The sequence below is a fragment of the Paenibacillus senegalimassiliensis genome (assembly GCF_001486585.1).
GTDB classification, from domain to species: Bacteria; Bacillota; Bacilli; order Paenibacillales; family Paenibacillaceae; genus Fontibacillus; species Fontibacillus senegalimassiliensis.
Map to the genome: position 1 here is coordinate 565,139 of NZ_LN909045.1, position 13,585 is coordinate 578,723.

The 13,585-nt window shown below is 50.7% G+C and carries 14 protein-coding genes; 7 read left to right on the forward strand and 7 right to left on the reverse strand.

What is annotated here, in order from left to right; genetic code table 11:
* Window positions 1-27 precede the first annotated feature (27 nt).
* Window positions 28-621, forward strand: a complete 594-nt coding sequence (locus BN3279_RS12430; protein WP_059051275.1) for a TetR/AcrR family transcriptional regulator — start codon at window positions 28-30, stop codon at window positions 619-621.
* 282 nt (window positions 622-903) lie between these two features.
* On the opposite strand, the gene BN3279_RS12435 is transcribed toward BN3279_RS12430, so the two are convergent.
* Genes BN3279_RS12435 through BN3279_RS12450 form a run of 4 tightly spaced genes read right to left on the reverse strand, consistent with a single transcriptional unit; the run spans window position 904 to window position 3,562 of the window.
* The gene (locus tag BN3279_RS12435; protein ID WP_059051276.1) at window positions 904-1,758 is read right to left on the reverse strand and encodes an ABC transporter permease; all 855 of its coding nucleotides are present in this window, start codon (window positions 1,756-1,758) and stop codon (window positions 904-906) included.
* Complete coding sequence (locus BN3279_RS12440; protein WP_059051278.1) at window positions 1,755-2,681, reverse strand: ABC transporter ATP-binding protein; 927 nt, start codon at window positions 2,679-2,681, stop codon at window positions 1,755-1,757. The genes BN3279_RS12435 and BN3279_RS12440 overlap by 4 nt, the downstream gene beginning before the upstream one ends.
* Window positions 2,678-3,112 (reverse strand): DUF3021 family protein, encoded by a 435-nt coding sequence (locus tag BN3279_RS12445; protein WP_059051280.1) that lies wholly within the window; start codon window positions 3,110-3,112, stop codon window positions 2,678-2,680. The genes BN3279_RS12440 and BN3279_RS12445 overlap by 4 nt, the downstream gene beginning before the upstream one ends.
* 12 nt (window positions 3,113-3,124) lie before the next feature.
* Window positions 3,125-3,562, reverse strand: coding sequence for a LytTR family DNA-binding domain-containing protein (locus tag BN3279_RS12450; RefSeq protein ID WP_059051282.1), 438 nt, complete (start codon window positions 3,560-3,562; stop codon window positions 3,125-3,127).
* Between the two features lie 236 nt (window positions 3,563-3,798).
* Here BN3279_RS12450 and BN3279_RS12455 point away from each other — a divergent pair, with 236 nt between their 5' ends.
* The 4 genes from BN3279_RS12455 (at window position 3,799) to BN3279_RS12470 (ending at window position 7,181) form a co-directional block, all read left to right on the forward strand.
* Window positions 3,799-4,926: an outer membrane lipoprotein-sorting protein gene (locus tag BN3279_RS12455; RefSeq protein ID WP_059051284.1), complete on the forward strand. Its 1,128-nt coding sequence runs from the start codon at window positions 3,799-3,801 to the stop codon at window positions 4,924-4,926.
* Between the two features lie 191 nt (window positions 4,927-5,117).
* Entirely contained in the window at window positions 5,118-6,299 is a 1,182-nt protein-coding gene (gene alr, locus BN3279_RS12460) for an alanine racemase (RefSeq protein ID WP_059051287.1), read from the forward strand.
* Window positions 6,300-6,545: 246 nt separating this feature from the next.
* Window positions 6,546-6,827, forward strand: coding sequence for a CopG family ribbon-helix-helix protein (locus BN3279_RS12465; RefSeq protein ID WP_018750966.1), 282 nt, complete (start codon window positions 6,546-6,548; stop codon window positions 6,825-6,827).
* A gap of 3 nt (window positions 6,828-6,830) precedes the next feature.
* Window positions 6,831-7,181 (forward strand): type II toxin-antitoxin system PemK/MazF family toxin, encoded by a 351-nt coding sequence (locus BN3279_RS12470; RefSeq protein WP_059051288.1) that lies wholly within the window; start codon window positions 6,831-6,833, stop codon window positions 7,179-7,181.
* A gap of 132 nt (window positions 7,182-7,313) precedes the next feature.
* Here the strand turns inward: BN3279_RS12470 and BN3279_RS12475 are convergent, their stop codons facing one another.
* Genes BN3279_RS12475 through BN3279_RS12485 form a run of 3 tightly spaced genes read right to left on the reverse strand, consistent with a single transcriptional unit; the run spans window position 7,314 to window position 10,590 of the window.
* Entirely contained in the window at window positions 7,314-8,486 is a 1,173-nt protein-coding gene (locus tag BN3279_RS12475) for an ABC transporter permease (RefSeq protein ID WP_059051290.1), read from the reverse strand.
* Window positions 8,483-9,181, reverse strand: coding sequence for an ABC transporter ATP-binding protein (locus tag BN3279_RS12480; protein ID WP_059051292.1), 699 nt, complete (start codon window positions 9,179-9,181; stop codon window positions 8,483-8,485). Before BN3279_RS12480 ends, BN3279_RS12475 begins: the two co-directional genes overlap by 4 nt.
* On the reverse strand, window positions 9,181-10,590 hold the full coding sequence (locus BN3279_RS12485; RefSeq protein ID WP_059051293.1) for an efflux RND transporter periplasmic adaptor subunit: 1,410 nt from the start codon (window positions 10,588-10,590) through the stop codon (window positions 9,181-9,183). Before BN3279_RS12485 ends, BN3279_RS12480 begins: the two co-directional genes overlap by 1 nt.
* A 232-nt stretch (window positions 10,591-10,822) precedes the next feature.
* On the opposite strand from BN3279_RS12485, the gene BN3279_RS12490 reads away from it, so the two are divergent.
* Both BN3279_RS12490 and BN3279_RS12495 read left to right on the forward strand, forming a co-directional pair.
* The gene (locus tag BN3279_RS12490) at window positions 10,823-11,173 is read left to right on the forward strand and encodes a DUF4190 domain-containing protein (protein ID WP_059051295.1); all 351 of its coding nucleotides are present in this window, start codon (window positions 10,823-10,825) and stop codon (window positions 11,171-11,173) included.
* Between the two features lie 154 nt (window positions 11,174-11,327).
* On the forward strand, window positions 11,328-13,556 hold the full coding sequence (locus BN3279_RS12495) for a Tex family protein (protein ID WP_059051296.1): 2,229 nt from the start codon (window positions 11,328-11,330) through the stop codon (window positions 13,554-13,556).
* Window positions 13,557-13,585: the final 29 nt, after the last annotated feature.

The following is a 13,585-nucleotide window of genomic DNA, read 5'->3' on the forward strand; positions in this document are numbered from 1 at the left end:
TATAGAAATGACTGGTACACTGGAGTTATGCCAAAAATAGTAGATCATAACCTAAGAAAACAGAGAATCGCAGAAGCGACCTGGCGAGTAATCCTGGAGCAAGGCATGGAAGGGGCTACCGTGCGCAATATTGCCAAAGAGGCTGGGTTGTCTCCCGGCGCGCTGCGACATGATTTCTCCACCCAGGAGGAACTGCTGCGTTATGCGATGGAATTGGTGAAGGAGAAGGCAACGGTACGCATTAGGGACCTCTTCGCCCAAGACCTGAAGCCGAGGGACAAAGTGCTGCGCATCCTGCTGGAAATTGTGCCAACCAGCGAGGAGACCCGGGCAGAGATGGAGGTTTGGATGGCCTTTACGGCTTATTTCCGGCATAAGCAGGACAACTTTGATCCCCATCAGGACGGGATTTATATGCTGGTAGGTAAGCTGATTGCCTATATGGAGGGGAACGGGTTGCTCCGGCAAGGAGTTGACCAGGCCATGGAAGCTGAACGGCTCTACGCTTTGATCGATGGTATTGCCCTGCACGCGCTGATGGCCCCGGATCGTCTGGACAAGCAGCAGATTAGCCGCCTTCTGGTATATCATATGGATTCTATTCTGAACACAGCTGGGTAGATAGATTAACTGGAAAACCTCCATATAAATCATGACTTTTTCTATAAAGTAGATAATTAACTGGAATTCCTCCATATAATTTACTGGATAACTGGGTTTTCTGCTCTGAACGGCCGAATTAGAGGGAGTTTTTCCATATAAATTGAGTTTGAAAGCAGAAGTGGGCGAATTAGCAGGAGAAAATCTCGTTAATAGTTAGTTTGGAATCAGCTGCGTCCATGATGTATCCATTCATACGTATTCCATCCTGAACGCGGCTGAATTATAGAAGCCATGTTGTGTTTATTTACTTTTGCGTGACAAGTTGAGCATGGATAAGCCAAAGAATAGCAGGGTGGTGCCGATCAGGATGGTAATGCTGAGCCAGCTTTGCACCGTGTAATCCCCGAGTTGGTAGACGACGCCCATGTTCTGCTCGAATTGTTCCAGAGCCTCTGCAGGCGCCCCGGCAAAAGAAACCTCCATCGGGCGCTCCAGCATTACACTGCGAATTAACACACCGGCATGGGATATCGGAAATAGCTTGATCACCCACTGCACCGTATCCGGCAAGCTGCCCACCGGTACATAAATGCCGGTCAGGAAGCCGATTAAGGTGCCGATGACCGTACTGGCCGCCGAGAAGGCATTGGAGCTGCGCATAAAGGTTGTGATGAAGAAGACAATCGAGCTACTGGCTAGCACAGCGAGGACAATAAGCCCAAGCACCTCAAGCAAGCTTGCCCAGGGTAGAAGCTCCCCGTCAAACAATAAGAGATACCCTTCACCTAGCAAAAGGGCCACAATGCTCATAATGATACCAACCGAACAAGCGCTAAGAATGTATCCGCCGGTCAGCTTTGCCTTCTGAAGTGGGGATGTCGTGAAATCTTTCAGGATTTTCCTGGATCGATCCTCCACCATGATACCGAAGGCTCCCATCGTGGAGGTTACCGAGGTCACTGCGAGGATTCCCGCTAGTATCCAGCTATTGATAAGAAAGTCGACTCCCGGAATCTCGGGCAGGCCAGCTACGATATTATCCGCAAGAAAGATGACATACAACCCCAAAATGATAAAGACAGCAAGCAAGGAAAACAACACAGCCGCCCGGTCGCGGAAGAAAATCCGCAAGTTCCTTTGTGCAATAGCAATCATCCGTTTCTTACCTCCGTTCCTGTGAGCCGAATAAACACATCGTCGAGCGTTCCATTAATGATTTCCACGTTATCAATATTGTCACGACTTAAATCCAGCAACGGCAGAGCATCCAAGGTTTTCTCCAAGGGAATGCAGTAAATACCTGCCGTATCCCGCTCGTACCCGCTTGTACCCACTTGCTCCTCCAGCAAGGCTACGAGTTCTTCATCATGCTTGGGCTTGATTTTCAACACATCCGAGGTGTAACGTGTCTTCAACTCAAGCGGAGTACCGTGGGCCAGAACCTCCCCGTGATCAATGATCGTAATATAATCCGCCTGTGCCGCTTCTTCCATATAATGCGTAGTCAGGAACACCGTCATGCCTTGTTCTCGTTGAAGCTTTAATACCATTTCCCACACAGACTTGCGTGTCTGCGGATCAAGACCGGTAGTCGGTTCATCCAGAAACAGAATTTTGGGCGTATGGATCAACGCGCGGGCAATGTCGGCTCGCCGGCGTTGTCCTCCTGACAGCTTGCCATAGGGACGCTTCAGAAATTCAGTGACATTGGCGGTCACGGAAGCCGAAGTGATAGCGGCATCCAGCTCTGCCCGGGACATGCCATAGAAGCTGCCACGTGTCCGTAAGTTCTCCTCAACGGTCAGCAGAGGGTCCAGCAGGCTGTCCTGAAAGACGATCCCAATAGATGAGCGGATATGATCATCCTCTTGTCCAAGCTCATAGCCATTGATGATGATTCGGCCGCCATCCGGCTTCAACTGGGTGGAAATCATATCAATTGTGGTAGATTTTCCGGCCCCGTTAGGTCCAAGAAAGGCAAACAGACTACCTTCCTCTACGTAAAAGTCGATTTTCTTTACCGCTTCAAGTGGTCCAAAGGACTTTTTCAAATCACTCACTTCTATAATCTTGCTCATCGTTTCTCTCCCGTCCTCTTGGCTTTATTTTGTTGCAGCCATTGCAACTGCTGATTAATGCGGCTCGCATCCACCTGATCCTTGATCATCAGCACCCCATATACTGCGAAATAAACAAAGATGCACATCCCGGCCACAATTGCCAGATTTAACAGGTTTAAAATGAACACCTGCATGAGCATGCCCGTGACAAACACACCGAGCAGTACATCGATTAAATCGACAGCGATAGAGAGCCACCGGCTCTTCCAGGCGATTTGGTCCGTGAACGCCATTAACACCGTGGCGGCTGTCGACATGGCGAACAATTGGAATGCCAGGATCGTGGTGAGCGGCGGCATGATATCAACGGAAGCTAAAATTGAGTAAATGAGCACCACGAAGGTATACGAGATGCAGTCGCTTGTCAGGTATTTTTTGATATAAAGCATCCTTCACGCCTCCTAGAAATCGAACTTTTTTTTGAAATCCTGGACGTAATGCCGGTTAATAATCAGCTTCTCTCCATTATGTAGCAGGGCTTCAAACCGCCCGTTGAGCAGCGCACGTACACTGGATAGCTTCATGATGTTAAGAATGCAGCTTTTGCTGATTCGCACAAAGTCGGCTTTGGAAAATTGCTCCTCCAATTCATAGAGTTTGAGACTGCATTCATAGACATCCTTCTCGCAGTAAGCAAAGCTCTTATCGTCAATGGACTCGAAATAATAGATATCCTCCAGGCGCAGCGGATAGGTAGCGCCGTCCTTTTTACCTGTGATGGAGAAACCGTACAAGCGAATTTGGGCGATGAGCTTCTCCAACTCGGCGTCGACCAGCTTGCATTTAATCGTAATTTCAATATCCTCATGGTCGAGGGATTGATCAATAATCAGCTTCAAAGGATTCACTCCTCGGGTGTTGATGGTTTGAACTTCAGGTTGTACCTGACGGTGTGTTAAACATATCATGGGCATTTTTGCGGGTGCAATAGCGTTCCCGGTAAACTGCACCTGAGGCAGGGTGAAATACATCTGCAACTTACCCTAGTACGAGGGAGGGCCAGTCTGCATAATTGGCCAAGTTCCCACATAGACATGTATCAGTTTAGAAATCAAACTGCAGAGGGGATGATCTCATGCGCCGCTTCACGTGGATGCTGACCATCGTGATAATTACGAGCCTGGTGTTGGCTGCATGCGGGAAAAAGGACGCCAATGGCGTCGTCAAGGATTTGGACAAAACGGTTGCCCAGTTGGAAAGCTATCAAGGCTCAGGTACGATGACGCTTTATACGGGTGACAAGCCTCAGGAGTACAAGGTGGAAGTATGGTATCAGAATCCTTCATTTTATCGGATTGCCTTGACCAATGCACAGAAGGACATTACACAGATCGTACTCCGGAATGACCAAGGTGTGTATGTGCTGACGCCAAGCCTCAACAAGAGCTTCCGCTTCCAAAGCGATTGGCCGGAGAACCAAGGTCAGGTCTATCTGTACCAGACGCTTGCTCGCAGCATTCTCAGCGACAGCTCACGTCAATTTGAGAGCGACAAGGATAGCTACATTTTCGAGGTGGCTGCCAACTACAACACCCATGCTCTGGTGCGGCAGAAGATCTGGCTGGCCAAGGACAATTATGCGCCGAAGCAGGTTCAAGTGTCGGATGCCGAAGCGAAGGTTGTTGTTGAAGTGAAGTTCGACAGCTTTGACTTTGATGCCAAATTCGATGACAAGTCCTTCGATATGCAGCACAACCTGGATGCTGCCGCCGAGCAGTCTCAAGGAACATTGCTGGAGGTAGACGAGAACGGCATGCTGGTGGAAAAAACTCCGGCAGATGATGCAGCAGCATCGGGTGACGGAAGCGAACCGACAACAGGAGAGCTGGCAACGCCGGGAGACAAGGCTGATTCAGCTTCAATCGAGCCGTTTGGAGTCATTGTTCCGACCTACCTGCCGGACGGAGTGCTATATGAAGATGATACCGTTCTGGAAAACGACGAGCGTAGCACGGTGTTGCTGCGGTATGGCGGTACATACCAGTTCACCTTAACGGAATCTCATTCGCCGGACCGCACCGCCTCATTGGTACCGGGAGAGGTTATCGATATGGGCTTTACGGTTGGCCTTCTGACGGGAGACGCCCTGCAAACCCTGACCTGGACGGTGGATGGTCTGGAATTCAGAATCACCAGTGAGGACTTGCCGGTGACTGAAATGATCAAAATTGCCGCTTCTATGCAGGATCAAACGGGTAAATAATGAAGAATGGGCGGATTGCGGCTGTTCGGGCAAGGGGATTACCTTGCCGGACCCGTCTATTCGCCCCTTTTTCTTCCTTCTCCTTATAGGCCAATCGTCATGCAGAATTGACAGTGGCAGCGCGGACTATTACCATAAATGTATTACACAGAATATTTCGACTCTCAATCTTTGGAGAAGGTGACCTAGAAGTGCAAGTGAAGTATCGACCTACCCATGCGGAAATTGATTTGGACCTGCTTCGGGGAAATTTTGAAGAGCTTCGCAGAAGACAACCGGCGAACATGAAAATGCTGGCTTGTGTGAAAGCTAATGCTTATGGACATGGAGCGGTGCCGGTAGCGCTGGAAATGGAGCGCGCTGGCGCAGACTATCTCAGCGTAGCCTTTCTGGACGAGGCGCTGGAGCTCCGGAAGGCCGGGATCAGGTTGCCTATTTTGGTGCTGGGTTACACGCCCCCTCACGGTGTACGCGTAGCCTGGGAGCAGGACATCACGCTGAACGTATTCAGCGAGGATGTGCTTGGGGCCCTGATGGAACTGGACCCTGCCGAATTCGTGCATAAGTTGAAGGTCCATATCAAGATTGACTCCGGGATGGGCCGCGTCGGACTGTTGCCTGGTCAAGAGGCAGTCGCTTTCGTACGCAAGGTCATGCAGGTGCCGCAGGTGGAAGTGGAAGGCATGTTTACCCACTTTGCTACTGCGGACGAGGAAGACAAGGGCTATACATTGGAACAGTTTCACCGGTTTCAGGGCGTGGTGGACGCGCTTCGGGAGCATGAAATTCATATCCCGATCATACATACGGGTAACAGCGCGATTGCCATTGATTTGCCGGAATTGTCGCAACAGATGGTCCGTATCGGCATCGCGTTATATGGCTTATATCCGTCCGAAGAAGTTCGCCGGGATCAGGTTCACCTGACACCGGTGCTCTCGCTGAAGACCGAGGCCGTCCGGGTCAAGACACTGCCGCCTCATTCGGCAATCAGCTATGGCGCGCGGTATATCACTCGCGGGGAGGAACGCATCGCTACACTCCCGATTGGGTATGCCGACGGTTATTCGCGAATGCTAAGCGGCAAGGCGCAAGTTCTGATACGCGGCTGCCGCGTCCCTGTAGTCGGAACCATTTGTATGGACCAATGTATGGTTTCGCTTCAAGCTTTGGCTGATGAAGCCGAAGTAATTCAAGCCGGCGAGGAGGTTGTGCTCATCGGCCAGCAAGCCGGAGAAGAGATCACTGCCGGGGAGCTGGCCTCCGCACTGGGAACGATCCATTACGAGCTGATCTGTATGTTGGCCCATCGGGTCCCTCGGGTTTACAAGCGAAAGGGCGAACCGGACGTGATGCAAAACCCGCTGTTCTGACGGCAACAAGCCAAGGGGAACCTTGCCACAAAACTTTTATCCCGGATGAAGGAATTCTTGCTAAGTCTATCGAATACAAGAGATGGAAATGATCAGGTATGTACGGCATTGACGTTTACGTTTATAATAAAATGCAGCATACTTGATATACTTCAGGCATATATTTCTTTTGTATATATTTCCTTGAATAATGCTATACTGGATATCAGGGAATAGGGCGACAAGGTTTCGGGGGTGGAAGTCAAGATGGCCAATATGCACAATACCAAAAGAATTATGATCAGTTTGCCGGATCATCTTTTGCAAGAAGTGGATGGCATCGTTGCGATGGAGAATTCCAATCGTAGCGAGTTGATCAGGCAGGCCATGAAGCTGTATCTGAACGAACGCAAGAAGCGGTTTATTCGGGAATCGATGCAGCGGGGATATATGGAGATGGCAAAAATTAATCTGTCCATGGCCTCTGAAGCGTTCCACGCGGAGGAAGATGCAGACATCACTCTGGACCGCCTAGTAAGCGGGGTGTAAACATTGATCGTAAAGCGCGGCGACGTATTTTTTGCAGACCTCTCCCCTGTAGTAGGCTCCGAGCAGGGCGGGGTTAGACCGGTGCTCATCATCCAGAATGATATCGGCAATCGATTTAGCCCAACGGCTATTGTTGCTGCTATTACGGCGCAAATCCAGAAGGCAAAATTGCCGACCCATGTTGAGATTGATGCGGCTACGCATGGTTTTGACAGGGATTCTGTCATTTTGCTGGAGCAAATACGCACGATCGACAAACAAAGACTAACGGATAAAATTACCCATTTGGACGATGAGACGATGAAGAAGGTAAATGAAGCCCTCTTGATTAGTCTTGGTTTAATTGATTTTTAGCTGTTATGTGCTTTTTATGCTATCAGCAAAGAGCACCCCGGAATGGTCCGGGGTGCTCTTTTTTTTGAGGATGGCCTGGCTTCCAGGCTCAAAGGTAAAGTCAGGCTGGATTTGTGTGAACCAAGGCGGAAATTAATCTGTCCGTAAGGCGTATATCGGTCGCAGCTTGGCTGCCTTGCGGGCTGGAATCATACCGAAGATGACGCCAATGAACAAGGAGAAGCCAAAAGCGATAGCGACGATGGAGATGGAGACGGTGGTGGACAGGGCGGAGTAATGGCCGATTAAGCCACTAGCACCATAACCCAGCCCAATGCCTACCAGTCCGCCAAATCCACTGAGCGCGGTGGACTCGACCATAAACTGCATCAGAATGTCCCGCTGCTTAGCACCGATGGCCTTGCGAATGCCAATTTCCCTTGTCCGCTCGCTGACCGAGACCAACATGATGTTCATAATACCGATCCCGCCAACGAGCAAGGAGATGCCAGCGATACCTCCAAGGGCCAGAGATAACATCTGCGTGGTGGAGTTCAGGGTATCCAGCATCTCCTGAGAGTTGAAGATGCTATACGAGTTGTCTGCATTAAGGAACTTCTTGTCCAGGGTTGCTTCCAGCGAGGCCTTGACCGCATCCATCTGGGAAGTATCCTGTGCTTGGACGGTAACAGACCGCACTCCGGGACTACGCAGGAAGCGTTCTGCCGTACTGATTGGAATGAGTAGCTTGTTATCGTTGGAGCCCGTTAAGCTGGAGCCTTTGGATTCCAGTAGCCCTACAATTTTGAAGCTGCTGCCGTTTAATTGAATCGTCTGTCCAACCGGTTGGTCCGTCCCGAAGAAGGTTGTGGCCGCCTCCGTCCCGATTAAGGCGACCTTCATGCGGAATTCGTTGTCAAGGTCGACGATATAGCGCCCTTCCTGGACATGAAAGTCCTGCACCTCTTCATAAGAAGGAGCAATGCCCTCGATGGAAAGGGTGTCGTTGGTGGTGCCTTTCTTGGCGGTAACGGAGCCGCTGATAACAGGAGACACGGCCTTAACGCCCTCCAGGGTCGAGAGATTCATCGCTTCCTCAAAGGATAGGGAAGTGGTATTACCCCGGCCCATAATAGTAACGGTGAGCAGGTCCGTTCCCAGCCCTTCGAGCTGTGCAGTAATCTGTGAAGTGGTGCCCTGGCCCACAGATACGAGCGTAATTACGGAGGAGACGCCGATGATAATGCCTAACATTGTCAGCAAAGACCGCACCTTGGCGCCTGCGATGCTCTTCCAGGCCATCTTCATACTCTGTAGCATATTCATGCCAGATTCCTCCGATCTTCCACAAGCTCACCGTCTTGAATGCGAATGATTCGCTTGGCCTGCTCGGCGATGGACAAATCATGAGTAATGATAATAATGGTATGTCCCAGCGCATTCAGCTCTTTCATTTTATCCATCACTTCAATGCCGGTCTTGGTATCAAGGGCTCCGGTAGGCTCATCGGCTAACAGCATCGGAGGTGCGCCGGCTATAGCTCTGGCAATGGCTACACGCTGTTGCTGCCCCCCCGATAATTCCGAGGGGCGGTGGTGCATACGTTCCTCCAGACCGACCAGACGCAGGGAGTCTTCCACCGCTTGTTTGCGCTCCTTATGAGGGAGGTTACGGTAAATGAGAGGTAACTCGACATTCTCGTAAGCAGACAGTTTGGGTAGCAGGTTGAATTGCTGAAAAATAAATCCGATTTTCTCATTCCGAATCGTTGCCAGCTTGTTATCGGACAGCTTCCTCACGTCTTGTCCATCCAGCAGATAGGTCCCTTCATTGGCGATATCGAGGCATCCGAGCATATTCATTAGGGTGGATTTACCAGAGCCGGAGGGGCCGATGATGGCGACGAACTCACCATGATGGATCTGGAAGCTGATCTCGTGCAGCACTGTCATGAGCTCTCCGGCCATCATATAGCCGTGGCCTAACTCCCGTACTTCAATCAAGGGGGGCTGTGCCGTCATTATCTCCCACCCCCGCCGCTGAATCCGCCTCTTCCGCCAGAAGGGGCTGTTCCACCGCCGAAGCCGCCGGTTCCTCCTCCAAATCCTCCGCCTTCGCCGCCGCCCATGCCACCGCCGAAGCCGCCTTGTAACATCATGTCTTGTTGCTCATTTGTACTATTGGAGGAACCCATAACCGTTGGAATGACAACTTCATCGCCCTCGGCTAGCCCGCTAACAATCTCGATCAGGCTTTCATTATGTACGCCGACCTCGACTTCCTTAAATGGGCTTGATTCACCTTGATCTCCACTAGCTCTTGTACCCCCGGTTCCGCGGTTCCCGCCTTCTCTTGGAGTGCTATCCTCGGAGGATGAGGAAGGAGGCGAGTCTGGGTTTGCCGTACCTTGTTCCTGTTCTACGGCGTCAGCACCGTCAGCCGCTCTTTCTGGCATGGTTCCCAATTCCCGGTTATCTTCCGTTCCTGCACCCGCAGTATCTTCACTTCCTGCTAGAATGACCACGTAACGTTCTCCACGTTGCTGCACCGCTTCAATCGGTAGTGTTAATACATCCTGCTTCTCGCTGATAATCACGGTGGCTTCGGCGGACATACCTACCCGAACACCTTCAGAGGAACTCAGGGCAATGGTAACATCGAACAGGGACACGCCATTGGAAGGAGTTCCTTCATTAGCGATTTCCGTCACCTGACCTTCAAACTCCTGATCGGGCAGAGCATCAATCTGAACGGTAGAATTCATGCCAACTTCAACTTGAGGAATATCCAACTCATCTACCTGAATTTTGACGCTAAGCTGCTGGTAATCGTTAATAACGAACAATTCCGCTCCATCCTTGGCTTGCTCGCCAGCCGTAATATTTACGCTGGTGAGTGTCCCGTCAATAGGGGAGGTTAACGGATCGGGCGGAATCATCTCCTCCTGGAGGGTGGCAATTTTGGCTTCTGTATTGCTGATGTTCAGTTCTTGCTTAGTAATTGACTTCTTCGTGGAGTTCAGGGATTGTTCATCTGCACCTTCCTGAACCTGTCGCTTGTACTGCTCTTGCAAATCCTTCAGATCCAACTGCTGAGATGTCAGTGAGCTTTGCTGTTCATCCAGGGCATCGGTGTTATCTGTGCCTTCAAAGGTCAACAGTGCTTGCCCGGTCTTAACAACCTCACCTGCCTTCACCAGCACCTCGCTGACTTTCCCTTCATCCTTGGTGCGAACCGATTCGCTTTCTGTAGATACGATTGAGCCGGAGCCGGATACGCTAACCGAAATACTGTTCTTACTCACACGGGTCGTATTCTGGACGGGCCCGGCACTCTTGTTATCTTGCTTCGGAAGGGTAAAGCTTACAATCACAGCGATGGCGCATAAAGCCGCAACTCCGATACCGATCCATAACCATCGTTTTCTCATCGATCACTCCAACTTTCTTGTCCATTTTTAACAGTTGGCCTTTATTGTAATGGATGAGTATGAACCCAACCTGAAGCGTAGCTGAAAGTTTTCTGAATGTATCGAACCCATGCTGGATGAGGTAGGTCAAAATAGTCATAGCATCCTTCGTCATGATCAAGTACAATAAATGTAACATTAGGAAAATAGAAAAAATGCTGTAAGTATTGCATTGTTGGGGAGGACCTTTTTTATGGATCAACGTCCATCGGACACACCTTATTCTTACTCAAGCTTTGATCAATACCCACCGTCAATGCCGCCTGCTCCGGCTAGAACGAACGGGAAGTCGATTGCTTCGCTGGTGCTTGGTATTCTGGCGGTTGTCGTTCCTTATATCGGCTTTATTATGGGTATCGTCGCCATCGTGTTATCGTCACTTTCGCTTAAGGAAATCAAACGGACGAATGAACAAGGCAAAGGCCTTAGCATCGCGGGGCTTGTCTGCGGCATCATCGGAACCGTGCTATACGGAATGATTATATTACTTGTCGTTATTTTTGCGGTGGCCTATTCATCGACTGAAATGTATAGCAACTTCTAGAAGTAAGCATTGGTGTGAACAAGGAACAAGCATCGTCGCCTGAGGCGCGGTGCTTGTTCCTTTTTTAGCTAGGGGCCGGGGCAATACTGGCAAATCGCGCTAAAGTTTGTGATAATAAAAGGCATGGGAACTTCTGAATGAAAGAGGGATTGCATTGACAAATTCGGAGACGAGCGGAGTAACAGAGAAGAGTAAGGCCAATCAGGCCAATGAGGGCGGACAGGAACGGCTGATTGCTCAGATTGCCAAGGAGTTAGGCTTAGCGCTCAAGCAGGTGCGGACGACGGTGGGATTGCTGGATGAAGGTAATACCATCCCGTTTATTGCCCGGTACCGTAAGGAAATGACCGGTGAACTGGACGAGAATCAACTACGTGATATTGAAGAGCGGACCCAGTATCTAAGAAATTTGGAAGAACGGAAGCAAGAGGTTCTGCGTATCATTGAGGAGCAAGGTAAGCTGACGGAAGATTTGGCGGCAGCAATTAACCGTGCGGTCAAACTGCAAGAAGTAGAAGACCTTTATCGTCCGTATCGGCAGAAGCGGAAGACGCGGGCGAGCGTGGCTAAGGAGAAGGGACTGGAGCCGTTGGCCGAATGGCTCTTGTCACAGCCCAAGCAGGGAGACCCGTTGAACGAATCAGCGAAGTATACCGTATCTGCTGGTGTGAAGGATGGGGTGGAGACACCTGAAGAGGCGCTTCAAGGAGCGATGGATATTGTGGCTGAGCGAATCGCTGATGAAGCTGCCATTCGTACCTGGGTCCGCCAATATACAATGGATCACGGCATGATGGTCTCCGAGGCGAAGACACCGGAAGAAGAATCGGTATACGAGATGTACTATAACTACCAGGAGGCAGCCAAGAAGATGCCTTCCCACCGTATTCTGGCCATGAATCGTGGCGAGCGTGAAAATGTATTGAAGGTGGGGCTGGAGGTGGAGGCCGATGCAATCTACCGATACATTCAGGGACGAGTTATTCGCGGACAGTCCGCCACACAAGCCGTATTGCAGAACGTAGCCGAAGATGCCTACAAACGACTCATAGCTCCTTCGATTGAACGCGAGGTGCGCGGTGAATTGACAGAGAAGGCAGAAGCTCAGGCGATTACCATATTTGCCGGCAACCTGCGCAGCCTGCTGTTACAGGCTCCAGTCCGGGGCAAGAACGTGCTGGGTGTTGATCCGGCTTACCGGACAGGCTGTAAGCTGGCTGTAGTTGATGATACTGGTAAACTCCTTGAGGTAGCCGTTACTTATCCTACACCGCCGAATAATAAGAAACGTGAGGCTACGGCTAAATTTCATGAGTTAATTGATAAGTACAGCGTGGAACTGGTGGTGATCGGCAACGGTACGGCCTCGCGTGAGACAGAGCAATTTGTGGCTGAGATCATCGCGGAGCGAAAGAACCGGGGAGGAGAACTGGCTTATCTGATCGTCAACGAGGCGGGAGCGAGCGTGTATTCGGCTTCCAAGCTAGCTCAGGAGGAGTTCCCGAATCTGGATGTGGCCGAGCGTAGTGCTGTGTCCATTGCCCGGCGGCTTCAGGACCCTCTGGCTGAACTGGTCAAGATTGAACCTAAAGCGATTGGCGTAGGCCAATACCAGCATGATGTGTCACAGAAGCAACTGGACGGAAGCTTGACCCATGTGGTGGAATCCGCAGTGAACCATGTGGGTGTCGACGTTAATACCGCTTCTCCGGCATTGCTCGGTTACGTATCTGGGGTGAATGCAACCACGGCTAAGAATATCGTGAAATTTCGGGAAGAGAACGGCCGGTTTCTCAGCCGGAAGCAATTGCAGAAGGTACCGCGCCTGGGGGCCAAAACGTTCGAACAGTGTGTGGGCTTCTTGCGCATAGCTGAAGGGGAGAATCCGCTGGACCGAACACCGATTCACCCGGAATCCTATGGTGTAGTCAACCGTTTGTTCGCTGAATTGGGTGTTGCGTTAAGTCAGTTAGGGACCAAGGAATTAAACGAGAAGTTGACGGCGCTTGATGTAAGTGAACTGGCTACCAAACTGGAGGTTGGGGTACCTACCTTGCGTGACATTCTGGAGAGCTTGCAGCGTCCGGGTCGCGACCCACGGGAAGAGCTGCCGTTGCCGATCTTCCGCACCGACGTGTTAAAGATTGAGGATTTGACACCAGGGATGGAATTGCATGGTACCGTACGCAATGTCATCGATTTTGGCGCCTTTGTAGATATCGGTATCAAGAACGATGGCCTGGTTCATATTTCACAGCTTAGCAACGGTTACGTTAAGCATCCGATGGACGTTGTGTCCGTAGGAGATAATGTGACTGTATGGGTGCTGAATGTGGATATTAAGAAGGGGAGAGTTGGTTTGACCATGCGGCGTCCAGATTAAAGGGTGGATAGCCAGCAATACTGCGAGGC